Source organism: Ruminococcus sp. D54t1_190329_F1 (genome assembly GCF_015551645.1).
GTDB lineage: Bacteria > Bacillota > Clostridia > Lachnospirales > Lachnospiraceae > Blautia_A > Blautia_A faecis.
Genome location: NZ_JADNDC010000051.1, coordinates 1 through 24,064, shown reverse-complemented (window position 1 = coordinate 24,064; position 24,064 = coordinate 1). Strand labels below are relative to the sequence as shown.

Below are 24,064 nucleotides of genomic sequence, written 5' to 3'. Positions count from 1 at the left end.
CACTCAAGACAACCAACTAGCTTAGTTATCTCTCGTCATTACTGTTATAAAAAGTTCATTCTTTTGAATGATGATTCGTTAAGAATTTTCGAGAATCGTATGTGTTTCACTGTTTAGTTATCAAGGTTGTTTGTCTGTCATCTCTTTGCGACAGCCTGTTTACTTTATCATATCTTTCAGATCTTGTCAAGCACTTTTTTCAAAAGTTTTTCAGACCTTCAAGAAGCTGTATAAAGTCGTTTGTTTCTGTCGTTCTGTTCAAGCGACTTGATTACTTTATCATAAGTTCAGTCGATTGTCAACAGTTAATTTGAATTTTCTGAAAACTATTTTATTTTTCAGTATTTCAGAAGCAATTCTTTGCGACAGCTTGTTTACTATACCACTGCCGTAAGGAATCGTCAAGCACTTTTTACAAAAAAATTTATATTTTTTTATAACATTATTTTCAAGATCCTTTTTCTTCAATCATTGACTTTCGCCCTCAGACATGATAGCGTCAATACATATAACAAATTCATTATTTTATACCCTTTCCCCAGTTTGGAGGTTTCTATGTATCAACAGCAATCACCAGCATTAAAAGAAACAAATCCTCATGGCTCCCAGGCTTTTCCCTGTGCTTTTTACCGTTTAAAACTAAGCGGACACGGAATCCTGGTCAAGCACCATTGGCACGAGGAGGTCGAGATTATTTACTTTCCCGGTGGAACCTTCACCTTAGATATTAATATGGAAACATTTGATGTATCTTCAGAATGTTTTTATTTTATTAATCCCGGCGAACTGCACAGCATACGTGCACGCTCAAAAGAAGTCTCCATGGAATACGCTGTCGTTTTCCAACCGGAACTGCTCTGCTCTCCTTTTTACGATACGGTTCAGACTCAGCTTGTCCAGCCATTGCAAAACGGACGTCTGATTTTTCCAAGATGTATTTCTGCAAACCATCCTGTTTTTCCTATTATAAAGGAGCAGTTCCAGAACATCACTAACGCATTTTACCGCTGCAGCTTTTCTGAACAATTGGAAGAGCTTCATGATTCCTTACATATAAATTTATTCCGCGCTTCTGGAAATGCCATTGTCGGCCTGGCAGATCAGCTTCTGATCAAGGCTTCCCTGTTAAATATTTTTGCAGATTTTTCCAATCGCCAGCTTTTTTCCCAGACTGAAAAATCTGATGACCACAGGGTCGAGACCATAAAAACCACAATCACTTACATCCGCGACCATTACCAGGAAAAAATTTATATCCGCGATCTGGCATCCCTGATCGGACTCAATGAGCAATACTTTTGCCGTTTTTTTAAAAAAGCAATCGGCATATCTCCCATAGAATACCTGAATGAATATCGCATCCGCCAGGCAGTACGTTTATTAAAAGACAGCAGTCTTCCAGTGACCGAGATATGTCTGGACTGTGGTTATAACAATATGGGGAATTTTCTCAGAGAATTTCGCAAATATACAGGAACCACACCTCTGCAATATCGGAAACACAGCCAGGGGATTGAGAATCCTTCCTTATAAAACACGCTTGCACCCCCCTATGTACGAAATGATTTTCCAAACAATCTCTGGTCAAAATTTCGTATTTTTTAATCAAATTAAGGGAAGTATTTTCTTTTTCATGTATGTATAATGTACTTAGTTCAAAGATAATCATTATATATAAGGAGACATAAATGAATAGCACGAAAAAAAAATGGTGGCAGGATAAAGTAGCCTATCAGATTTATCCGAAAAGCTTTTATGACACAAACGGTGATGGAATCGGCGATCTGCCGGGAATTATTGAGAAACTGGATTATTTAAAGGAGCTGGGGGTTGACATTGTCTGGCTTTCCCCCTGCTATCGCTCCCCTCTTGCCGACCAGGGATACGATATTTCCGATTATTACGACATTGACCCGCGATTCGGAACTATGGAGGATATGGACCGCCTTATCGCAGAAGCAAAGAAACGGGACATGTATATTGTCATGGATCTGGTTGTAAACCACTGCTCTGATGAGCACGAATGGTTTAAAAAAGCCTGTAAGGATCCGGATGGAAAATACGGCCGTTTCTTCTATTTAAGAGACAAAGAAGATGGTAAGCTTCCTACTAACTGGCGCTCCTATTTCGGAGGTTCGGTATGGGAGGATCTGCCTGGCACCAACAAACAGTACCTTCATGTTTTTCATAAAAAGCAGCCTGACCTGAACTGGGAAAATCCAGAGCTCCGTGAGGAAGTATATAAAAATATTAACTGGTGGCTGGACAAGGGTCTTGGCGGTTTCCGCATTGATGCTATCATTAATATCAAAAAAGCTCTTCCTATGCATGATTATGAGCCTGATCGTGAGGACGGACTCTGCAGCATTAATAAAATGCTGGAGGAAGCTACCGGAATCGGAGAATTTCTTGGAGAAATGCGTGACCGCACCTTCAAGCCTCACGATGCTTTTTCCGTAGGTGAGGTTTTCAACGCAAAAGACGAAGAGCTCCCGGATTTTATTGGAAACAATGGTTATTTTTCTTCTATGTTCGACTTTAACGAAACCATTTTCGGAGGTTCTGAAAAAGGCTGGTACGATTGCAAAGAAATCACACCTGACGACTACAAGCGCTGCTGTTTTGAGACACAGGCCAAAATGGGGGATTTCGGATTCGTTTCCAATATTATCGAGAATCATGACGAGCCTCGCGGTGTCAGTCACTATATTCCAGAAGGTGATTGCTGTGATACAAGCAAAAAAATGCTGGCGGCATTGAATTTCATGCTTCGTGGACTTCCCTTTATTTATCAGGGACAGGAGCTTGGCATGGAAAATATCCCGTTCAAATCTATTGACGAGGTAGATGATATTTCAACTCTGGATGAATATAAAGTTGCACTTGACGCCGGACTTACCCCGGAAGCAGCTTTGAAAGCTGTTGCCCGCCGCAGCCGCGACAATGCCCGTACCCCCATGCAGTGGACTGGTGAGGAAAATGCCGGATTTACAGCTGGTACACCGTGGCTTCGAGTAAATTCCAATTATACCGCAATTAATGTGGAAAAAGAGACGATTGATCCAAATTCCGTACTTAATTTCTATAAGAAACTGATCGCTCTTCGCAAGGATCCGGAATATAAAGAAACCGTTGTGTATGGTGCTCTGGAGCCATTTATGGAAGACCGGCATAATTTAATGGCATACTACCGTAAAGGAGATAAAACTTTACTTGTGGTTGGCAATTATCAGTGGGAGGAGCAGGAAATTACACTTCCATCAGAATGCAAAAAGGTGCTGATCAATAACTACCCGGATATGGTTCTGGATGGAAATTCAGTTAAGCTGCATGGATATCAGGTGCTGGTTGTGGAGTTAGCGTAAACGATTTTCACGCTTGATATTTATTGTATTCCAACACCTTATTGACAATTTTTCCCATTATTACTATAATAACAAAAGAACAGGGGAGCTTGTACACAGGCTGAGAGGAAATTGTGAATTTCGACCCTATTACCTGATGCGGATAATGCCGCCGTAGGAAGTCATCATGAGTTTGATTTTTTTCGGAGACACCTCATTGGGGTGTCTCTTTTTTCATATGGCAGCAATGCAGCGTTCGGCTGGGGGCACCACTTTCGGACGCTATATAAAATTAATGCATACATAACAACAGTGCCGGTTTGTAAAAAGATTTTTTCACGTTATAACTCATAACTCGTGGAAACTGCTTCAAACAAGGCCAAGAGAAAGGAAGAAAATTATGAGAACAGCATTAACAATCGCTGGAAGTGACTCCAGCGGAGGCGCCGGTATCCAGGCTGATATCAAGACAATGATCAGCAATGGAGTATATGCCATGAGTGCGATTACCGCACTTACCGCACAGAATACTACCGGTGTAACAGGTATTATGGAAGCAACGCCAGAATTTCTGGCCGACCAGCTGGATAATATTTTTACAGATATTTATCCGGATGCAGTGAAGATTGGAATGGTATCTTCCAGCGCATTGATTGAAACCATTGCGAAAAAACTTCGCCAGTATGAAGCAAAGAACATTGTAGTAGACCCGGTTATGGTCGCTACAAGCGGAGCCAAGCTGATCAATGATGAAGCCATTGAAGCCCTTAAAAGTCAGCTTCTTCCAATGGCCACAGTCCTGACACCGAATATTCCGGAGGCAGAGGTTCTGTCCGGAATGAAAATAGAAACTGCCGAGGATATGATCAAAGCCGCTGCTGCCATCGGGGAGAAATACAGCTGTGCAGTGCTTTGCAAGGGTGGTCATCAGCTGAATGACGCCAATGACCTTCTGTGGCGCGAAGGCAATTACAAATGGTTCCAGGGAAAGCGGATCAACAATCCTAACACTCACGGAACAGGATGTACGTTATCCAGTGCCATTGCTTCTAATCTGGCAAAGGGATTTGACCTTGATACTTCCGTGGAGAGGGCAAAGAAATATATTTCCGGAGCACTTGCTGCTATGCTGGATCTTGGAAAAGGCAGTGGTCCTATGGATCACGGATTTGCAATAAAAAATGAATTCACACTGTCACATGACGAGATTACGGCAGAAGCCGCTGATAAGGAGGCAAAATAACATGACTGAAAAACGTACTTCCATTTTTGAAAACGGCCTGATCTGGTTTGGCGCTGGTGTTTCCCTGGCGGAAATCCTCACCGGAACCTATTTTGCCTCACTTGGCTTTGGAAAAGGTCTTCTTGCCATTATCATCGGACATATTATTGGCTGTACCATGCTTTTCCTCGCCGGAGTGATCGGCGGAAAAACACGCCGCAGTGCAATGGAAACCGTAAAAATGAGCTTTGGGGAAAAAGGCGGGATTTTCTTCTCCTTCCTGAACGTACTTCAGCTGGTTGGCTGGACTGCCATTATGATCTACGACGGAGCTCTGGCCGCAAACGGTGTGTTACATACCGGAAGCTGGGTATGGTGTCTGGTAATCGGTGCACTGATCGTACTGTGGATTTTTATCGGCATCACAAACCTTGGAAAAATCAACACCATCGCTATGGCAGCACTTTTTATCCTCACACTGGTACTCTGCAAGCTCATCTTCTTTGATGGCGGGACTGCACTTGCCATTGGCGAGGAAGCCATGTCCTTTGGTGCTGCGGTTGAGCTTTCTGTTGCAATGCCACTGTCCTGGCTGCCGCTGATCAGTGATTATACCCGTGAGGCGAAGGAGCCAGTGAAAGCAACTGCTGTAAGCTCTATTGTTTACGGTCTTGTAAGCTGCTGGATGTATGTAATCGGTATGGGTGCAGCGATTTATACCGGTGAATCCGACATTGCTCAGATTATGGTGAAAGCCGGACTGGGAATTGCAGGTCTTCTGATCATTGTATTTTCCACTGTTACCACTACATTCCTGGATGCTTACTCCGCCGGAATTTCATCTGAATCTGTATTTTCCAAAATTAATGGAAAATATGCCGCAATTGCCGTAACCATCATCGGAACAATTGCTGCAATTGTATATCCAATGGACAACATTACCGATTTCCTGTACCTCATCGGTTCTGTATTTGCACCGATGATCGCCATTCAGATTGCAGACTTCTTCCTGCTGAAACGTGCTGACAGTCTGAGCGAATCGGTTGACATAACAAATGCGGTAATCTGGGTGATCGGATTCGTGCTGTACCGAATTTTAATGAGAATTGATATTCCTGTGGGAAATACACTGCCGGATATGGTGGTTACCATTCTCATTTGTATGATCGTGCGAAATGTTTTAAAGAGTAAAAAATAGACTTTCACTTTAGAGTGTATTGGATAAAAGGCTTTCTGCAAGATGTGCGTCGCAATTTGCAGGAATGATTTTTCAAACACGCTCTAGCTTTCGTATAAACACTACTCGGTTCAGGAAAGTGCCAGAGATGGGCTTTCTTATAAATCCAAAAAAGGGCTGCCATTTCCCGGCAGTCCCTTTCTGTTTATTTCTGTTTATTTTTGTTTATATCTGCTTATATCTGTTTATATCTGTTTATTCTTCAGTTTCTTCCAGTGTTACTTCCACAACCGTATCCCGGGCATCCGGAAGCGGGTAGCTGTCGCAGGTGTCAGCGTTGAGGAAGAAGAACTGATTCTGGGAGTATTCCTTCAGGTTCCAGTAATCCGTAAGCTTTACCTCGGAATTGTCGGAAAGACGGCGGAGTTTTTTGATCTTACCGTGAATTCCGGTAAGAGGGATTGCTCCTGCCTGAGGTTCCATAACGTGGGCATAGATCTTATTTCCGCTGCGGGTGTAGCGGCCCCATTCCGGTTTATCGATTTCAGCATAGCCACAGCCGTAGATGCTCTTGGAGTTCTCGTCCATCCACTCTCCTACTTCTTCCAGAATCTTCACAGACTCCTTCGGAATACGACCTTTTGCATCAGGCCCTACATTCAGAAGCAGGTTGCCACCCTTGCTGACACACTCAACCAGCATGTGGATGACCATTTCAGCTGATTTATAATGACGGTCACTGGAAGAGTAGCCCCAATTGTTATTCAGGGTCAGGCAGGCTTCCCAGGGTACCGGATCACCCAGCTCATTGCGGATTCCTGCTGGTGGGATCATCTGCTCCGGAGATGCGAAATCGCCGGAATATTCGGTAGGATTTGCAGTAAGGATAGAACCGGAATCCTCAGCACTGCCCTCCAGACGGTTATCAATGATCAGCCAGGGCTGGATGGAACGCACCATGGAAATCAGCTCCTGGGCTTTCCATTTGTCGCACTTCATATCGCCGTAGGAGAAGTCGAACCACATCAGATCCAGCTTACCATAATTGGTAAGAAGCTCTTTGATCTGCCCAAACATAAATTCCAGATAGCGGTCGAAATCGCGGTTTTCATTGGAGCATTCCGGATGGTTGCGCATTGGATGGTGCATATCCCCATAGTGTGGGAAATCCGGGTGGCGCCAGTCTATAATAGAAAAATACAGACCTACTTTGATTCCTTCTGCACGGAATGCCTCCAGGAACTCTTTTACCAGGTCTTTGTGGCAGGCTGCGTTCATGGAGTTGTAGTCAGTAAGTTTGGTGTCAAAAAGGCAAAAGCCGTCGTGGTGTTTGGCTGTGAGCACAGCATATTTCATGCCCGCCTTTTTCGCAAGACGCGCCCACTCTCTTGGGTTGTAATTCTCAGCTGTGAACTCTTCTGTGAGATGGCAGTAGTCCTCATGTGGAATCTGCTCCATGCTGCGCACCCATTCTCCTCTGGCAGGGATTGCATAAAGTCCCCAGTGAATAAACATGCCGAAACGGGCGTCACGGTACCATTCGGTACGTTTTGTTCTTTCTTCGATTACTTTGTTCATTTTATAATGTCCTTTCCTGTAACATTAGGCAAAATACTTTTCCAGTTCTCTCTTCATATCCTCTGGAATTTCCCGTTCAAAGGAAAGTTCTGGCTCGTTTGCCACCCATGCAGCTGCTGTGCAGAGAGTTTTCGCCCCTTCTTCCAGTGCGCGAGGAGATATATATTCTACTGTATCGTGTCTTGTATGCATGCCAAAGCCGTCACGGTTTAAGGTAAGCGCTGGCACACCTTTCCATGCGAAAGTATTGGAATCGCTGGCCCAGACCTGATTTTTGATGGTAACACCCAGCTGATTTTCTTCCATGAGGTTTTTCAGTTCTGCACAGACAGTCGGATCTGCAGTTACTCCCAGAACGTTTCCTCCCAGGAGCTGCCCTGCCAGGTCTACATTCAGATTAAACACATGGCTGCTCATTTCTCCTTCATGGGATTTCACATAATTCTGGCTTCCAACCAGACCTTTTTCCTCGGAGCCAAACCAGATGAACTCCATAGTTCTGGCTGGTCTGTGCTCTGCGAAATGATGAAAAGCTTCCATCACCATGGCTCCGCCGGACATATTGTCATATGCACCAGGGCCTTCCGGAACAGAATCATAATGAGCCGTTACCGTAACGATTTCTTCTGGAAAATCAGTTCCCAGAATGCGTACTGCCACATTGGCGGAATTGCGGGAAATCTCGCTCTGCTGAATGTTCAGGCAGCACTGGGATGCCTGTTTCTCCACGATTTCCACTGCATCCAGGTAATGGACAGATGCGCCTGGAAGATCACCTGCCTTGCGGCGGTACTGGGTTGGAATCCGGTCTTCCGCCTGATCCAGCGGCGTGCCGCATACGGTTACAAAGCCAAGTGCACCTGCTGCTTTTATTTTATTTATCGTATCTTCACGAATAGGATCGCAGACCAGCACAACTGCCCCATTTGCCTTGGAAAGACTTATGTCGTCTCCTTTTCCCACGAAGAGAAATGGTGCTGTGATGCCCTCTTCCAGGGTGCAGGCGCCATTCAGGTAGGCACGCACCGGATAAGCCTTCTTATAAGGCTGGCAGATTACCAGCTCTGCCTTTTTCTGCTGAAAATCCGGACACTGGAAAAATTCCATGCGGGGTGTCTGAATGTAGACAGACTTTCCCGTCTGGGATGCTGCCTGCTCCGCTTCCTTCAAAATGTATTCAGCTGCTTTGTGCTCCCCCTTAGTGCCGGATTCACGGACGTATGCCGTGTCAGCTACAAACTGATACGCGCGTTGTCCATTTGGGTGAATTTCTGTGTATTTATTCATAATTTACTCCATTTAGAGATGGCTTCCGATTTACTCCTATTTAATGCGCTACATTCAGAGGCCTTGCAATTTTCCTTATTATGCCTTGCTGCGCACCTCTAGAGCACAAAGAAAACCATCTCTATATTTCTTAGAAATTCTACTATATACTTCAAAAACTACTATATCTTCTTTTAAATGCGATTTATACTTCCGGCACTTCTTCCATAATACGGATCAACATATCGCCAGTTCCAACATTATAGCCGCTGGTTGCATAAATCCCTACAGACTCGCCATTAGTTACCAGAATTAGCGGAAGCTTGTCCGGATCAACGTACATTCTTCTTCCCAGAAGTTCGATGTTTTCCTCAAAGGAATCGTAATAGATGGAAACCTTTGGGAACATCTTCAGCACTTTTCCCAGAAGAGGATCCTGCTTGGCTTCCGGAGTACGAATCATGAAAGAGATGGAATTTTCAAATTCGTGGAATTTTTCTGCATGTTCCAGCATTTCGTTCAAAATATGTTCCGTAGGCTCCCGGCTCTCTTCCAGCCACATGAGAATTTTCTTGCCGCCTTTGGTTAACTCAGCGCAGGTTACTGTGTTTCCGGCAGAATCTTTTACCTCAAACTCCGGAAGGGAAATACGCTCCAGCATATCGCCAAGCTGTGCTTCGCGGAGACGCAAGGTCTCTTCTCTCTGCACGCCTTCTTTTATCGTAAATGTTTTCTCCCATGCAAATTGATTTCCGTTAGGAAGGCGGTTGGTGGTAATAATCCGATAGGTTCCTGGAATCAGTGCAAGCTCCAGAGTATCCCCATCCCAGCTTCTGCCTGTAAGGTTTAAGGAAACATATTCATTTCCAACCAGACGTCCCATGGTCCAGTTCTGATAGTAGTTCCATACAGCATCTGCCTCTTTTTTCAGTGTGAGAACTGCGCCGCCCTCCTGCTGTTTCAAAACGGAAACAAACTGGTCTTTTACCCAATATTCCATTACCTTATTATCCGGGTTCAATCTTGCCGGAATTCCCAGTGTACGGGCGATTGCCACAAAAAGTACCTTCTTGGAACGCTCGGTACCAATTCCAGATACCAGACATTCGTATGGAGTTTCCATTACGGTCTCGCGCTCGTTATCCGGGTAGGCAGTAATGTGCACCTGGATATAATTCCAGATTTCTGCCGGATTTGTGCGGAAAGCGGCTTTCTGCTCTTCTGTGAAAAAGGAGAGAATGCCTTTTCGGTATGGACGAAGAAGCTCGTCCTCCACACGGGGATTTAACACGTAATTGATATAGAGGTTATAGCCATTCTCAGCACCAGAAACGCCTGTATATGCCACAGATTTTTCAGTTTTACAATTCTTCTCGCCGCAAGCAGTGCCGTTAACATCCCAAACAAGATCTCGATACTCCTTAGCATATATCTTTCCATATTCCAAATGCTCTTCCAGCACCCTGCAAACACAGTCTGTATGATCCTTCTCTGAAAGCACATCCACTATTGCCTGACGAAGTTCCTTCTCATCGCCTCCTGCAAGAAAAGCGGTCAGCTCCGGATTTACCCAATTTTCTTTCTTCTCCTTGCGAATCTTGTTTGCTTCATTCAGTCGTCTGGTTCCTTCTGCCTTCTGCTCCGGGGTAGGCATGTCCGGGTTCACCGGGGTATCAACTGGAGCGATCACATCTACTGCTCTCCAATCTTCTGCTTCCACAGCCTCACCAGTAAGAGTCAGGGAAATCTCATCCTGAGCTCTGGTATCCAGATCTGCCTGTGCAAAGCCTTCCATCCCCGGAAGGAATGCCAGAACTCTCACACTTCCCAAACCCGTCACTAAGGAAACTGTTCCCTTCTCGTCTGTCTCTGCCTTTGCAATAGGAAAATACTCTCCCATATTCAACACCAGAAACTGCACTTGAGCGCCCTTTACAGCCGCGCCCTCTTTATCTGTCACTTTTACAGAAACAGTTTTCACCCTGGCATAACGCGTAGTCTGGTTCAACATAACCGCTGCACCTTCTTTGCCGATCACATCCTCCCCTTCTGCCGGGAAAAGATCAAACAGGCGGGAATGCACCATCATTGCTCTGGAAGAAGCATTGGTAAACCACCCCTTATTCAGGATCATAAGCGGCTCACATGCGCCTGTGAAATACCATTTTCCGTCACACCAAAGCTCCACCCATGCGTGGTTGTCATCACAGTGGGACCACCTTGGCACATACACCTGCCGCGCCGGAATTCCCACACTGCGAAGTGCATTTACCAGAAAAACAGACTCCTCACCGCAGCGTCCGTAACCTCTTCGATATACCGTAAGTGCCGGAAGTGTACGGTCATCACCACTATGATAAGTAGCTTCCTCCGCACACCAGTAATTTACCTCAATTGCTGCATCTTTCGCATTTTTTCCTTCAATTCTATCCTTCAACTCATTCCAGAAAAAGCTTCGACAAGGAAGTACCTCTTCCTCATTCACCCTGTGATCCAGAATATAATTCAAAAACATCTCCTCCGGCAGCTCTTTCACACGTTCCAGAGTATTATAAAGAAACAGTCCATGGCTTGCGAAATCCTGAATCTCCTCAAAAGAATAATTCACAAGATCACTATAAGGCGCTGTCACATACAAATACTTCATCGCCAGCCCCAGATCTCTGCCGCATCCATCCAGCTTCTCACAAATCGTCTTCAGCGGCTCCCTGTCCGCCCCAAGCTTCTCTGTTAATTTCAAAAATTCTTCTTCAATCTTCCTCTGACTGTTCTGAAGAAACATCTATTCATCCTCCTACTTTAAATAGAAAAAACGCCCTTTCACGAAAAAATTGTTCTTTTTTTGTGAAAGAGCGTCCCAGCCTCAAAGCCTTGCTAAAACTTCCCGGGCCTTTTTCACCTCAGCCTCACTGGTGCGGAAAATCTCATACTCACTCAAAGAAGGCAGTCCCATACTCACGCCCTCTTTGCGGTACTTCATCTCACTGTCCAGCAAAACCTTGCCCGTCATATGATAATCTGTGATTCCGGTTTTCTCATAGATTGGAGCAATCACGTCTGCATTTACTCCTGCACCAGCCATAATGTGAATACGACCGGCACTCTTTTCCACCAGCTCTGCAAGCAGCGGCGAACCATCCACACAGTTATTCTTCTGTCCAGATGTGAGAATGGTATTAAAACCAAGAGAAATGGCCTGCTCCAGGGCCTCCATTGGATCCCTGCACACGTCAAAAGCCCTGTGCAAAGTTACAGACATCCCATTCGCTTCTTCCATAAGCTGTGCCAGATGTTCCACATCCAGGGAGCCATCCGGTCTTAGCATACCGATTACAACTCCCTGGGCACCCAGCTCCCGGAATCTTCTCACTTCTGAACGAATAATATCAAATTCATATTCAGTATAACAAAAATCACCAAATCTTGGACGGATCAGTGCATGGATCTTAATATCACTATGCCTGCGGATCTCGCGGAAAAGACTCTCTGATGGAGTTGTTCCTCCAATCACCACATTTCCGCAAAGCTCGATCCTGTCTGCTCCGCCTTTCTCTGCGGCAAGTACGGATTCCACCGAATCTGCACAAACCTCCAAAGTAAATTTGCTCATATCCTCTTTTTCCTTTCACCCAGCCTGATACTATCACATTGCAGCTATCGCAATGCTTTGCATTCTGAAAATTCCACAAATTATTCCCAAGCCCGCCGGTCTTGTCACTTTGTTGCTGCATTCCTGAGCTGCTGTCTCTTAATAGAGCGTTACTCCAAGGGAATCCAGCATATCCTGCACCGACTGATCCGGGAATTCATCTGTGATGATCCCGTCCAGTTCATCAAGCTGTGTAAATTTATAAGATTCATTAAAATAAAATTTCTCCCGCTCCATCACGGCATATTTATGACGGCTGCTTTCAATTGCAGCCTTTTTGGTCAGTCCGTCCTCCACTCCAAGAGTCGTGACGGTGTGATCCATCATATCAATTCCGCAGCTTCCCATAAATGCCCGGTCAAAGCTATACTGCCGGATCACCTGGATTGCTGCGGAACCAAGGAATCCATTTACTGTAGGATACATGATTCCACCGGTTCCAATGGCTGTGATCTTGGGATTTTGCGCAAGCAGCTGTAAAATATCGATCATGTTGCTCACTACGGTAAGCTGCATTTTCGATTTCGCAAGAAGCTTGGCAAGCTCAATATTGGTTGTGGATATATCAAGAAAAATCGCTTCCCGCTCCTTGATCAGCGTCATGGCCTTAGCCGCGATCACCATCTTCCTGTCCACATGATAATTTCTTCTGTCGATAACATCTCTTTCCAGCGGGTAATCCTGGGAAAGAATCGCACCACCGTAAGTTCTTTTTAATTTGCCGGCATTCTCAAGAGTTTTCAGATCTTTACGGATGCAGTCCTCTGTGACCTGGAACATTTCGCTCAGCTCCCTGGTCCGGACTTTTCCCTGTTCCCGAAGGACTTTCTCGATGGCTATCTGCCGTTCCTCAATGAACATCCTTCTTCCTCCTGTTTTCTGCTGCCTTATTTATCAAAAGCCCATCTCCCGCTCTTTCAAGCGGTTAACATAACTTATATAGCACTATACATTTCATATTACAGCCAGTCTTTTAGCTTTCTATATCTTCTGAATAGATACACAATCTGCCCGTCAAATATTACTCTGCGCATTGACTGCAGGCAACAAAATGTCCCGGTTTTACCTCAACAAGCTTCGGCTGGCTCTTATGGCAGCTATCCTTGCAAACAGGACAACGGCTGCAGAACTTACACTCCTCGCCAAGATCAATGGGGTTCGGAAGTGTACCCTCAAGCATGATTCTCTGACGGTTCTTCTCAATATCCGGATCCGGGATCGGGATTGCAGAAAGAAGAGCCTTGGTATAAGGATGCATTGGGTTCTCGAAAAGCTCCTCACTGTCAGCAAGCTCAACAAGAGATCCCAGGTACATAACACCAATACGGTCACTGATGTGCTTCACCATGGAAAGGTCGTGTGCAATAAACAGGTAAGTCAGCCCACGCTCTCTCTGAAGCTGCTCCAGAAGGTTGATAACCTGTGCCTGGATGGAAACGTCCAAAGCAGAAATGGGCTCATCGCATACAATAAAATCCGGATTTACTGCAAGTGCACGTGCAATACCAACACGCTGGCGCTGTCCACCGGAAAACTCATGAGGGAAACGATCTGCGTGCTCTGCCTGAAGACCAACGGTTTCCAGAAGCTCAATGACCTTGGCATCACGTTCTTTTTTATTGGCAGCAAGACCATGAGCATCAATTCCCTCTGCTACAATATCCAGAATTTTTCTTCGCGGGTTCAGGGATGCATATGGATCCTGGAAAATCATCTGCATTCTTCTGCAAAGTTCATGTCTCTGCTTTGTATCCAGATTCTTGTCAATTTTCGTTCCATCGAAAGTTACCGTACCATCTGTAGGATCATACAGATGGATAACAGTTCTTCCGAAGGTAGATTTACCACATCCAGACTCTCCAACCAGACCAAGAGTCTCTCCTTTATAAATCTGAAGGGAAATGTCATCAACTGCTTTCAGGATCTTTTTATTTCCAACATTAAAGTATTTCTTCAGGTTCTTGACATCAAGAAGTACCTGCTTTTCATCATTTTTCATCAGAGTTTACCTCCTGTGCCATCTCGTCAAGCATCCAGCATGCTGACTTGTGATTCTTGCCGCAATCGGTATAATCCGGCATGTATTTCTGGCAAACGATCATTGTCTCCTTACATCTTGCCGCAAAAGGACATCCAACCGGAGGCTCCATAAGATCCGGAGGAGTTCCCGGAATTGCCTGAAGCTCACCGCCTTTTTCGTGTGCTTTTGGAATAGAACGAAGAAGGCCTTTTGTATATTCGTGACATGGGTTGTGGAAAATATCTTCCACATCTCCTGTCTCAACTAATTTTCCGCCATACATAACAGCAACACGGTCTGCAATATTTGCCACAACACCAAGGTTATGGGTAATGATGATAATGGATGTTTTGATCTTTTTCTGAAGATCGCGCATCAGATCCAGAATCTGTGCCTGGATCGTTACATCAAGGGCTGTGGTCGGCTCATCTGCGATCAGCACCTTGGGATCACAGGCCAGTGCAATGGCGATGACAACTCGCTGTCTCATACCACCGGACAGCTGGTGTGGATACTGGTCGTAACGTGCCTCCGGATTGGAGATTCCAACCAGGGAAAGAAGCTCAATGGCTCTTGTCTTACGGTCGGCTTTACTCATCTCCTTGCGGTGCTCTTTCAGCATTTCCTCGATCTGTTTTCCAACCTTCATGGTCGGGTTCAGGGAAGTCATGGGATCCTGGAAGATCATGGCAATCTCGCTTCCGCGCACCTGCTGCATCTGACGTTCTGAATATTTGGTCAGATCATTTCCCTGAAACATTACGCTTCCTTCTACTACTTTTCCATTCTTTGGGAGGATTCCCATAACACCTTTCATGGTAATGGATTTTCCGGAACCGGACTCTCCTACTACCGCAAGTGTCTCCTGCTCATTCAGGTAAAAATCCACGCCGCGCACAGCCTGGACAACGCCCTTGTGCGTCTTGATGTGGACTGTAAGATTCTTAACTTCTAATATTTTTCCCATAGCTGTACCTACTTTCTCATCTGCGGATCAAGGGCATCACGAAGTCCGTCGCCCAGAATACTGAAGCATACCATAATCAGTACGATAACAATTGCCGGGAAAATCAGTACATGTGGATACATTCGCAGTACCTGATAACCACCGTTGATCAATACACCAAGGGAAGCCTGCGGCTCTGCCAGACCAATACCAATGAAGCTTAAGAATGCCTCGGTAAAGATAGCGCTTGGGATTGTGAACATCACGTTGATTACGATAACGCTGACTGTGTTCGGGATCAGATCCTTCATAATAATGTTGAATTTGCTGGTTCCAAGAACCTGAGAAGCAAGTACGAATTCCTGATTCTTCAGTTTCAGGATCTCGGCACGAACCAGTCTGGCCATGTTTACCCATCCGGTAATGGAAAGTGCAGCGATAATAGTTCCTACACCAGCTGGGAATGCCATCAGGAAAAGGATTACAATGATAAGGCTTGGGATTCCAACCAGTACCTCAATAATACGCTGCATAACAGCGTCTACCTTTCCCCCGAAAAGAGCGGAAACAGCACCGTAAAGAACACCTACAACCAGATCCAGGATTGCAGCTACCAGTGCGATCATAAGGGAAATTCGGGTTCCCATCCAGGTACGTACCCACAGGTCACGTCCAAACTGGTCAGCACCAAAAATGTGTGCTGCGCTTGGAAGTCCATATACATTGTTATAATCAGTGTCTCTAAATGAATATTTACTGAAGATCGGTGCAAAAATGGCAAGCAGGATAATTCCGATCAAAATAAATAATGCTACAACTGCTGCCTTGTTTTTTTTCAGACGGATCCATGCGTCAGCCAGCATAGTGGAAGCAGGAGCTGCGATGTGCTCTTTTTCAGAGGCTTCTACTTTCGCTTTCTGATACATGCTGCGGTCAATTTTTGATTTGTCCACGATCAGCTCTCCTTTCCTTTGGCAAGACGAATTCTCGGATCAATAAGAGAATAAGCCAGGTCAACAAGCAGTACAATCAGCATATAGAATGCGGCATAGAAAATAGTAATACCCATGATCACCGGATAATCATTGGCCTTGATACAGTCTACGAAAAGGCTTCCGATACCAGGAATACTGAAGATGTTCTCTACAGCAAGAGATCCTGTCATAAGGTTTACTACGATTGGTCCTAAAATAGTTACAACCGGAAGGATGGAGTTGCGGACTGCATGACGCATAAGGACTTTCATCTGGCTCAGCCCCTTGGCTCTTGCAGTTACGATGTAATCCTGATCCAGTACATCCAGCATTTCGGTACGCATAAAACGGGCAACCATAGCTGTTGCACTGAACGAAAGCGCAATGGACGGCAATACGGAACAATTCCAGCCAGTCCAGAATCCAACCGGGAGAGCGCCCCATTTCAGACCTATGTAATACTGAAGAAGGGCTGCGGCGACAAAGTTCGGCACCGAGACTCCAAGCACTGCCAATATCATAGTAAAGTAATCAATTCCGCTATTGTGCTTCCAGGCAGCCAGGATTCCTAAAATTAATCCGATTGCAAGTCCGATCAGTACTGCCTGGATACCAATCAGCGCAGATGGTCCGAGACGACCTGTGATAACCTTGGAAACATCCTGGTTTACATAAGTAAAGGAAGTACCCAGGTCTCCTTTCAGCATGTTCTTAATATATTTCACATACTGCATGGGAAGAGAATCATTTAATCCATACATTTCCAGCACACGTTCCTGCTGCTGAGGTGTCATAATACTAAAACGCTCAGCATCAAAAGGTGTACCTGGAAGATTTTTCATCATGAAAAAGGTACAGGTTACAATTACCCACAAGGTAACCAGAATGTACCCCAATCGCTTTAATACATATTTCAGCATGACATCACCTTTTCTGTTACTGTGCACGTAGTGAACAGTACTCCTTTTCTTTCTGTGAAAAACAGACCGTATACCGGCTGTGTAAGCCACTGCTGTATACGGTCCGTTACTTGTTCCTTAAGGAATATTACTTGAATTTGAAGCAAACCTCTGAGATCTGTTTCGCTGCCAGTTTATATCCAACAATCACCTGAATAAGAGATTATTCGAAAGAAGCGTACTTGAACTCAAGCGGAACACCGATTGGATGGCTGATCAGGTTCTTGACATTGGATTTTGTCAGAACAGCGGAACCTCTGTGGTATACAGGAGCAACAACTGCGTCTTCCTCAACCAGCTTCTTCTCAGCTTTCAGCATGTCATCAAGACGAGCTGCATCGTCTGTCTGAGTCTTAGCATCAGAAATCAGTGCATTGTAATCTGCATCGTTGTAGTTTCCACGGTATGGAGTTCCATTTGTCCACAGATCAAGGTATGTCATAGCGTCATCATAGTCAGCACCCCATGCTGTTACAGCAAACTGATAGTTGTTGGCATCCATCAGCTCTCCACGTCCCTGTACAGTCTTGGTATCGATTACTACGTTCAGACCAAGTGTTGTAACAAGCTCGCTCTGGATAAATGTTGCAACGGATTTGGATACAGAGTCATCAGCTACAAGAAGAGTAACCTCTGAAGGTGCGCTTCCAAGCTCCTCAACTGCTTTGTCATAGTACTCTTTTGCCTGCTCCGGATCATATGGGGAAACATCTCCGTTCAGCTCACGGAATGTCTTCTCTCCATCACCGCTCATGCCGTCTGCTACAAGACCAAATCCTGGTGCAGAACCATCAGCAAGAATGTTATCTGTAAGAGCGCTTCTGTTCATAGCAAGAGAAATAGCTTTTCTCATGTTTACATTGCTCATTACGTCATCTGTAAGGTTGAACTGTACATAGCTTGTACGGAAGTCGATCTCCTGGGAGAATTCCGGATCATCCTTGTATGCTACTACGTTTGCAGAATCAAGTTTAACCTGGGAAAGCTCGCCAGCCTGATATGCGCTTAATGCAGCTGCAGCATCTTTGATTACACGAACCTGTGCATCTTCGATTGCTACGTTGTCTTTATCCCAGTAATTGTCGTTTTTAGCGAAAGTAACGCCTACAGCCGGATCATAATCTGTGATCACGTACGGTCCGCAGTAGAGCATGCTGTCTGGGGAAAGAGCGAAGTTTGTGCCCTGCTCTTCACAGAATGCTTCGTTAACCGGGAAGAACATATCCATTGTAGTAAGGTTCAGGAAGTATGGTGTCGGGCTCTTCAGCTGAACTTCCAGTGTCTGATCGTCAACAGCCTTAACGCCTACCTCAGAAGCCTCAACGCTTCCCTCATTATACTCCTGACCATTTACGATGTAGTCTGTCATAATGAAGCTGTAGCCGTTTGTTGCGTCTGCGCTCATCTGTTTCAGCCATGCATATACGAAATCTGCTGCTGTTACAGGCTCACCATTGCTCCACTGGATTCCGTCTCTTAAGTGGAAGGTGTATGTAAGCTTGTCATCGGATACCTCATAAGTATCGCAAAGAGCTGGCTGAGGCTGGTTGTTCTCGTCCATACGGAACAGTCCCTCTTCTGCCTGGTTCAGTACCAGGAATGCATTCTCCTCGGATGCAGCCCACGGTACCAGAGTCTTGATCTCGAAATCAGTAGCAACGCTGAGTGTCTCTCCCTCTGCGAATACTGCTGATGCACCTGTAACAGTCATGGTGAGTGCCATTCCAAGTGCTACTGCTGCTTTCATCATTTTCATAGTTTTTTCTCCTTTCTTATCCGTCCTTTATGCAGGTACGGTAGTAAGCCTTTGCCGTTCAGAGTTTAAATGGAGCTTTATAGTAAAAAAACATTTTCTATTTTGCAACTTAGTCACGATGTAGTTTCATGCGCCTTTGCATAAATAAAAAATGTTCTCTTTGCTCGCCTCTTTTTGGTAATTTTAGTATAGCAAAGTGTTGTAGTGTTGTCAATTGTTTTTTATTATTCTTTATTGCTTTTTATTGTTTAGAATTGGTTTTGTACGAATTATGTATTTATTTTGTACAAATTCTGCTTTTTCAAGGAAAAATAAGTAAAAAATATCGGATGCAGCTGGGTGCTTCAACTGTATCTGGCTTCCTGTTTTCCTCTTTAATGTGTTGAATGTGTTGAAAAGTTCTTCAGGAGGGGCGCATTTGGACAATATGTATTACTCACTCGCCGGCGCAACGCTCCAGCGAACTAATCGCTAACTGCGACTAATGCGTTCGGGAGAGCCCTCACGCATAAGTCTTCGTAAGCGCTGGATTTCGCTTGCGCTAAGAGCGCGCCTGAAATGGCTCGCTGGAGTAATACATATTGCCCAAATGCTGTGTACTGGCTGGGACTTGCTGGTTAGTAAGAACTTTTACCGAAGGGGGAGGGGGAGTGATTGGTCTCCCTATACTTTCTTGACAACGATAGATTAGAAAAAAACAATATAGTTGCGGGATACCAACTACTTCACCCCACCCCCGTTGTTGTCGTTATTGTTTCTTTTTTCCCTTTCCAGTAACCAGCGATTTTGCAATGCATATTCACAAGCCGCGCATTTCAGGAGCGGTTTTAGTGGAGGCGAGATCCATGACTTACGGAGACTTAGGCGCGAAGGCTTTCCTGAGCGTCTTAGTCGTAGTTAGTCATTAGCTTGCCGGAACGTTGCGACGCGCGGCGGTGAATATACATTGTGAAATCGCGTCCGGAATAACGACCAACACACTAAATAGCAATGAAATTTCCTATTGCGCCAAAAATGCCAGGTTAATTTTCCTGGCATTTTTATTCAATATTCAATCTCTACATCTTTTTTGCTGATCAGCCCATTATCCAGGGGATACCAAGTCTCCAGGTACTGCGTTTCCTCATCCTCTGACGAATTCAAATTCAGGATTGTCCTGGTTGTCACCATTTTGCCTGAAGTATCTTCCTTTCTGATTTCCGCCAAAATATAGGCAGTGTCTGCTTCTACCCTCAAGCTATCCGGCACCTCAGATGGCTTATAGGCAGTCTGTTTCAATACCTGATTCGCCTCATTCATCTGGTAAATGATGGTCCGCACTGGCTTGTACATAGTGGCAAACTGAACCGTCACTTTACAGCCTTCTGTCTTAGTCTTTCCATTTTCCACTGTAGTAGTTTCACCGGAAAGGGTAGCTGCCATAGTGTTTCCTTCTGAGCCTCCCACACCGTTGGAATAGCCGTTTCCAGCCATGGCATAAATTTCCCCGTTTTCTTTCTGGAAAACCGGATTTACATACTGGGTGTGTTCTGACTTGCCAGAGACCTGGTAAACAGTGGCGCTGATTTCCTGTGTTTCTCCATCATCGGTAACGTTGTAGTTCAAATACGGATCTCCTACTCCGTCGGAGCAAAGATTTCCTACAGATGTATTTCCATCCTCATCTTCGGTCACTGGCATTAAAATGTATTCTCCTTTTATGTCTCCAAAGGAAATTTTCCACTCAGAAGAAGACTGGGCACCTTCTTTATCCACAGTTGCCACAAGTTTTCCCTCATAACGGCTGTCATTTCCTATGGTGATACTGCTGTTGTTCATAAGGGAGGCGGCATGGTCGTTCAGATACCCTTCCATATCATATAAGTCCAGATATTCGGAGGTGATAAAAGCGCCGATCAGGCGGTCACCGTTTCCATCTGTGCCGGCTTCTGGGACTGCAAGAGTACAGCCGCTGGCTGTGAAGGCCATGAAAATAACCGATAATTCAAACAAACTTTTTAACAGATGCTTGTTCTCCCGTCCCTTCAAAAATCTTTCTACAAGATGTGCGTCACAATTTATGGGAAATTTTCTCCAGATGAGAGCACCGCAATGGGCCCCCTTAGCCGAATTTTGGTGATATTTTGATTTCCTAATCTTCATTTTCATCCTCCTCCAGATTTCCATCGAATTTTAAAATATCCCCAACATCACATTGCAGGAAATAACAGATCCGGTTAATGGTGTGGAACCGCACGCCCTTGGCCTTTCCGCTTCTGAGTACGGACAGGTTGGCTTCTGTAATGTTCACCAGGCTGCACAGTTCCTTAGACGTCATTCCCCGCTCCTTCAATACATCTTCAAGGCATACTTTTATTGCCATAAATCATTTCCTTTCCTTATCGCAAATCGCTCCATAGTCCCGGTTCGCTTCGCTGCCTGCTGATACAGTCCAGTTGCCGTTTATACATCTTCATACGCTTAAATAAACAGGTCATTATCCTCTTTCAGCCTCTGCATTTCCCTTATATACTTTGCAAACAACAGCACCGCCAGCACAAAGGCCAGGGAAAATACCGGGACCGCCACCACATACTCAAGCTGGCAAAGTCTGCTCTGGAAAAACAATTGCAGTAGATTAAATACCGCATCTACCCCAATAGTGAATGCTAAGGTCCACACGCAAAAGTGGGAAAGTTTTCCCGCCAGTTTTACACTCTCTTCCTGATACAGGTCTTCCTTCATTGCAGCCAGAAGCCTTCTCGCCAGGAAAACAACTATAATATTCAGTACATATGGCAGAATACGGACTGCAAAGTTGAGGAACAGGAAAACATAAGTAGGGGTAAGGTTGGAAAAAGTAATAAAACCGTCGCTTAGCTCTATGCCTGTATTTCCCTTCTGTACCGTTTCCAGATTCTGAAGCAGCCCTCCCAGCTCCTGTCCAAAGATGCCATACACCAATACCACGCTCACAGTGCCAAGAAGGAACCAAAGCCCCTTTTGCAGTTTCTCCGTTCCTGCATTTTTATAATGAAGCAAAATACGGATAAGCAGGTAACCCAGAAGGACGGAATAGAAGGTACTTCCCAGGGACCATTTCCCGGTGCCTGGCACTCCGGTGGACAAAAGTCCCGGATTGATCATGTAGTATAGGGTTACAAAAAGAAGAGCGCTGATAACCAGAAGCATGATATCCAGGGGTTCTGATTTCTTGCGCCAGTGCAGGAATCCCCAAATTCCAGCAGGGATAAGTCCCAACAGCATGTATAAGATGATTGCGACCACATTTCCTACAGCCCCAGACAGCGACAGAACCCGCAGGCCAGCTCCGATCTGCTCAAAAGGGAATGCGATCAAGGTGGAAAACAGACCGGATAAGCTGCGCTGTAAAATACAGAACAGGACGCAGGCGGCCGCTTCCACAGATAAGAGGGTAAATAAATGTCTTTCTTTCATGGGGAACCTCCTTTTGCCGATATCGAGAAAATCCGCTATCGTGCTGGATTAAACTATTTAATCCTTTACTATAGATTTCTCTAACTGGTTTATAAGAATTATTGAAAAACGATAATTTATGATTTAATTATAGCTTAAAATTATCGTTTGTCAATAATTTTAACAATAAAAAAATTGCCAGGCAGAATTTCCACGCTCTGCTCTATCCAATGGACAGAAGAAACGTTTTTATTTTCTTACCTGGCATTTTTCACACAAACCTATTCTGTACACACTAAAGCGTGTTTGAAAAATCATTCCTGCAATATGGTCTTTGCCGTCTCTCAGGAGGTGCAGTTCCTCTTCTCTTTTTCAGTAACTTACTGTGTCACATCTCCAAGCACGATCCGAATCAATGTCTTGTCCAGCATCAATGTCCGGTTCCAGGGATTGATGATCACGCCGCTGATTTCTTCCTCGGACAGCGCTGTCTCCAGTACTTTTCCGATGTCTGTCATAAAGGTTGACATAACGCTTTCGCTGCCTTTTAGTTCCTCATCGAAGCTGGTAAAAACCGCCCACCAGCTGTTTCCGTCGGAGGTTTTTACTGCCTGTAATTTCATCTGACCGGCTGCCCCGTTTGGCTCTACGGCGATGATTACCTGACCGTTTTCACGCATGCGTCTTCGTACCACGGTCAGTGCATGAGCCAGCAATTCTTGCGTTGGCTGCTGCTGAAGTGCTGCGATTGCATCCTCGATTTTCTCATTTCCAAGTAAACCTTCATCTGTTTTATCCATATCATTACTCTCCATTGAGCTAATTTCTGTATTAGAGCGTGTTTGAAAAAGGCTTTCTGTAATCTGCCGCTCTTTGATTATACCCTTTTATAAATGATTGGTTCATCATATCCAAAAGTTCTCTTCCCGTTAACTTCCATACTTTCAGATACTTCCAGACAACGATCGGAAAACTTTTCCCAAAGTTTAAATATCATTACCGGCGAAAACTGGCTTATGCTGCCGCCTTCCCAGATTCCGTCCTTTTCATGGTAAAGTGCGGGAGTAAATTTTTCGGATTTTTTCAGTTCCGCGTAATCAACCTTCTTCATGGATGCGTATGAAAATACCTTCTTATCTTCTCCTTCTGGAATTTCATAAGAGGAAAGTAAAATTCCCTGTTCTGTTTCTGTAATAAGAAAAAGATGTGGTGATGCATGACGTTTTCCATTCGTTTCATAGTAGCTTTCTTCAACAACAAATCTGCCATTGAAATCCTCCGGAAGATTTTTTATTTTGTCATTGCAGATTGTATTTACATGCTCGGCATATGGATATGTTTTCCCTTCCGCCTGCATCTTATCAAACTGCTCCTTGTTATCAAAATGTCCTGTCATCATTTCTGTAAATTCATCAAGTTTCATCTTGGTATTTACCTCCATAATCAATTTTTTAATGTTAGGAGCAAAAATTCCCAACTATAATATCCACGGAGCATTCCAGGCAATACATTCCCGCACTCCATATCATATGGTAACCGCCTGAATTTTCTGAAATAGCATTACTGCTTCAGCTTAACCTGCTTTGGTCTTGGATATACCTTTGGCAAGGATAATAATAAGCCACAAAAATAGCCGCCCCGGTCTCTGTGATATGCCCCTTGTCAAGTAGACAGGTGAGATATCTAAAGGTAAGCGACAAAAATACCTACATTTCATTTTGGAGTGTAGGTATTTTTATGCACACCATTTCTCTTT

19 protein-coding genes and 1 riboswitch are annotated in these 24,064 nt (G+C 44.7%); of the genes, 4 read left to right on the top strand and 15 right to left on the bottom strand.

Annotated elements, in window-relative coordinates; genetic code table 11:
• Positions 1 to 555: 555 nt before the first annotated feature.
• The 4 genes from I2D69_RS17740 (at position 556) to cytX (ending at position 5,764) form a co-directional block, all read left to right on the top strand.
• The gene (locus tag I2D69_RS17740) at positions 556 to 1,533 is read left to right on the top strand and encodes an AraC family transcriptional regulator (RefSeq protein WP_195380328.1); all 978 of its coding nucleotides are present in this window, start codon (positions 556 to 558) and stop codon (positions 1,531 to 1,533) included.
• 155 nt (positions 1,534 to 1,688) lie between these two features.
• Positions 1,689 to 3,365 (top strand): alpha-glucosidase, encoded by a 1,677-nt coding sequence (locus I2D69_RS17735; protein ID WP_195380327.1) that lies wholly within the window; start codon positions 1,689 to 1,691, stop codon positions 3,363 to 3,365.
• Between the two features lie 71 nt (positions 3,366 to 3,436).
• Positions 3,437 to 3,542, top strand: a riboswitch (TPP riboswitch).
• Positions 3,543 to 3,744: 202 nt separating this feature from the next.
• Entirely contained in the window at positions 3,745 to 4,587 is an 843-nt protein-coding gene (gene thiD, locus I2D69_RS17730) for a bifunctional hydroxymethylpyrimidine kinase/phosphomethylpyrimidine kinase (protein ID WP_173716700.1), read from the top strand.
• Between the two features lies 1 nt (position 4,588).
• The gene (gene cytX, locus I2D69_RS17725) at positions 4,589 to 5,764 is read left to right on the top strand and encodes a putative hydroxymethylpyrimidine transporter CytX (protein WP_118584029.1); all 1,176 of its coding nucleotides are present in this window, start codon (positions 4,589 to 4,591) and stop codon (positions 5,762 to 5,764) included.
• Between the two features lie 234 nt (positions 5,765 to 5,998).
• Here cytX and I2D69_RS17720 read toward each other — a convergent pair whose 3' ends face one another.
• The 15 genes from I2D69_RS17720 to I2D69_RS17650 all read right to left on the bottom strand — a co-directional run bounded on the left by I2D69_RS17720 (position 5,999) and on the right by I2D69_RS17650 (position 23,731).
• On the bottom strand, positions 5,999 to 7,321 hold the full coding sequence (locus tag I2D69_RS17720) for an alpha-L-fucosidase (RefSeq protein WP_195380326.1): 1,323 nt from the start codon (positions 7,319 to 7,321) through the stop codon (positions 5,999 to 6,001).
• 24 nt (positions 7,322 to 7,345) lie between these two features.
• On the bottom strand, positions 7,346 to 8,608 hold the full coding sequence (locus tag I2D69_RS17715) for a M28 family metallopeptidase (protein WP_195380325.1): 1,263 nt from the start codon (positions 8,606 to 8,608) through the stop codon (positions 7,346 to 7,348).
• 184 nt (positions 8,609 to 8,792) lie between these two features.
• Positions 8,793 to 11,369: a transglutaminase domain-containing protein gene (locus I2D69_RS17710; protein WP_195380324.1), complete on the bottom strand. Its 2,577-nt coding sequence runs from the start codon at positions 11,367 to 11,369 to the stop codon at positions 8,793 to 8,795.
• Positions 11,370 to 11,450: 81 nt separating this feature from the next.
• Positions 11,451 to 12,197 carry a copper homeostasis protein CutC gene (locus tag I2D69_RS17705; protein WP_173736102.1) on the bottom strand — a complete coding sequence of 249 codons (747 nt, stop codon included), beginning with the start codon at positions 12,195 to 12,197 and terminating at the stop codon, positions 11,451 to 11,453.
• A gap of 138 nt (positions 12,198 to 12,335) precedes the next feature.
• A complete protein-coding gene (locus I2D69_RS17700; RefSeq protein WP_148463620.1) occupies positions 12,336 to 13,097 on the bottom strand; it encodes a DeoR/GlpR family DNA-binding transcription regulator in 762 nt (253 codons plus the stop codon).
• 160 nt (positions 13,098 to 13,257) lie between these two features.
• Complete coding sequence (locus I2D69_RS17695) at positions 13,258 to 14,235, bottom strand: oligopeptide/dipeptide ABC transporter ATP-binding protein (RefSeq protein ID WP_148463621.1); 978 nt, start codon at positions 14,233 to 14,235, stop codon at positions 13,258 to 13,260.
• The gene (locus tag I2D69_RS17690) at positions 14,225 to 15,223 is read right to left on the bottom strand and encodes an ABC transporter ATP-binding protein (RefSeq protein WP_118584033.1); all 999 of its coding nucleotides are present in this window, start codon (positions 15,221 to 15,223) and stop codon (positions 14,225 to 14,227) included. Before I2D69_RS17690 ends, I2D69_RS17695 begins: the two co-directional genes overlap by 11 nt.
• An 8-nt stretch (positions 15,224 to 15,231) precedes the next feature.
• Entirely contained in the window at positions 15,232 to 16,155 is a 924-nt protein-coding gene (locus I2D69_RS17685) for an ABC transporter permease (protein WP_226815283.1), read from the bottom strand.
• A gap of 2 nt (positions 16,156 to 16,157) precedes the next feature.
• On the bottom strand, positions 16,158 to 17,123 hold the full coding sequence (locus I2D69_RS17680) for an ABC transporter permease (RefSeq protein WP_226820525.1): 966 nt from the start codon (positions 17,121 to 17,123) through the stop codon (positions 16,158 to 16,160).
• Between the two features lie 175 nt (positions 17,124 to 17,298).
• Positions 17,299 to 18,891 carry a peptide ABC transporter substrate-binding protein gene (locus tag I2D69_RS17675; protein WP_226837875.1) on the bottom strand — a complete coding sequence of 531 codons (1,593 nt, stop codon included), beginning with the start codon at positions 18,889 to 18,891 and terminating at the stop codon, positions 17,299 to 17,301.
• A 1,044-nt stretch (positions 18,892 to 19,935) separates the two neighbouring features.
• A complete protein-coding gene (locus I2D69_RS17670; RefSeq protein ID WP_195380323.1) occupies positions 19,936 to 21,033 on the bottom strand; it encodes a DUF6783 domain-containing protein in 1,098 nt (365 codons plus the stop codon).
• A complete protein-coding gene (locus I2D69_RS17665) occupies positions 21,023 to 21,253 on the bottom strand; it encodes a helix-turn-helix domain-containing protein (protein WP_118583284.1) in 231 nt (76 codons plus the stop codon). Before I2D69_RS17665 ends, I2D69_RS17670 begins: the two co-directional genes overlap by 11 nt.
• Positions 21,254 to 21,351: 98 nt before the next feature.
• Positions 21,352 to 22,329 carry a hypothetical protein gene (locus I2D69_RS17660; RefSeq protein WP_173719700.1) on the bottom strand — a complete coding sequence of 326 codons (978 nt, stop codon included), beginning with the start codon at positions 22,327 to 22,329 and terminating at the stop codon, positions 21,352 to 21,354.
• 359 nt (positions 22,330 to 22,688) lie between these two features.
• Complete coding sequence (locus I2D69_RS17655; RefSeq protein ID WP_173774255.1) at positions 22,689 to 23,108, bottom strand: SseB family protein; 420 nt, start codon at positions 23,106 to 23,108, stop codon at positions 22,689 to 22,691.
• A 77-nt stretch (positions 23,109 to 23,185) separates the two neighbouring features.
• Positions 23,186 to 23,731 carry a hypothetical protein gene (locus tag I2D69_RS17650; protein ID WP_118583330.1) on the bottom strand — a complete coding sequence of 182 codons (546 nt, stop codon included), beginning with the start codon at positions 23,729 to 23,731 and terminating at the stop codon, positions 23,186 to 23,188.
• Positions 23,732 to 24,064 lie beyond the last annotated feature (333 nt).

Coding starts and splice junctions, on each gene's coding strand:
- I2D69_RS17690 (WP_118584033.1), bottom strand. CDS start 15,223: ATGGGAAAAATATTAGAAGTTAAGAATCTTACAGTCCACATCAAGACG.
- I2D69_RS17720 (WP_195380326.1), bottom strand. CDS start 7,321: ATGAACAAAGTAATCGAAGAAAGAACAAAACGTACCGAATGGTACCGT.
- I2D69_RS17735 (WP_195380327.1), top strand. CDS start 1,689: ATGAATAGCACGAAAAAAAAATGGTGGCAGGATAAAGTAGCCTATCAG.
- I2D69_RS17655 (WP_173774255.1), bottom strand. CDS start 23,108: ATGGATAAAACAGATGAAGGTTTACTTGGAAATGAGAAAATCGAGGAT.
- I2D69_RS17670 (WP_195380323.1), bottom strand. CDS start 21,033: ATGAAGATTAGGAAATCAAAATATCACCAAAATTCGGCTAAGGGGGCC.
- I2D69_RS17710 (WP_195380324.1), bottom strand. CDS start 11,369: ATGTTTCTTCAGAACAGTCAGAGGAAGATTGAAGAAGAATTTTTGAAA.
- I2D69_RS17695 (WP_148463621.1), bottom strand. CDS start 14,235: ATGAAAAATGATGAAAAGCAGGTACTTCTTGATGTCAAGAACCTGAAG.
- I2D69_RS17715 (WP_195380325.1), bottom strand. CDS start 8,608: ATGAATAAATACACAGAAATTCACCCAAATGGACAACGCGCGTATCAG.
- I2D69_RS17665 (WP_118583284.1), bottom strand. CDS start 21,253: ATGGCAATAAAAGTATGCCTTGAAGATGTATTGAAGGAGCGGGGAATG.
- cytX (WP_118584029.1), top strand. CDS start 4,589: ATGACTGAAAAACGTACTTCCATTTTTGAAAACGGCCTGATCTGGTTT.
- thiD (WP_173716700.1), top strand. CDS start 3,745: ATGAGAACAGCATTAACAATCGCTGGAAGTGACTCCAGCGGAGGCGCC.
- I2D69_RS17700 (WP_148463620.1), bottom strand. CDS start 13,097: ATGTTCATTGAGGAACGGCAGATAGCCATCGAGAAAGTCCTTCGGGAA.
- I2D69_RS17675 (WP_226837875.1), bottom strand. CDS start 18,891: ATGAAAATGATGAAAGCAGCAGTAGCACTTGGAATGGCACTCACCATG.
- I2D69_RS17650 (WP_118583330.1), bottom strand. CDS start 23,731: ATGAAACTTGATGAATTTACAGAAATGATGACAGGACATTTTGATAAC.
- I2D69_RS17705 (WP_173736102.1), bottom strand. CDS start 12,197: ATGAGCAAATTTACTTTGGAGGTTTGTGCAGATTCGGTGGAATCCGTA.
- I2D69_RS17660 (WP_173719700.1), bottom strand. CDS start 22,329: ATGAAAGAAAGACATTTATTTACCCTCTTATCTGTGGAAGCGGCCGCC.
- I2D69_RS17740 (WP_195380328.1), top strand. CDS start 556: ATGTATCAACAGCAATCACCAGCATTAAAAGAAACAAATCCTCATGGC.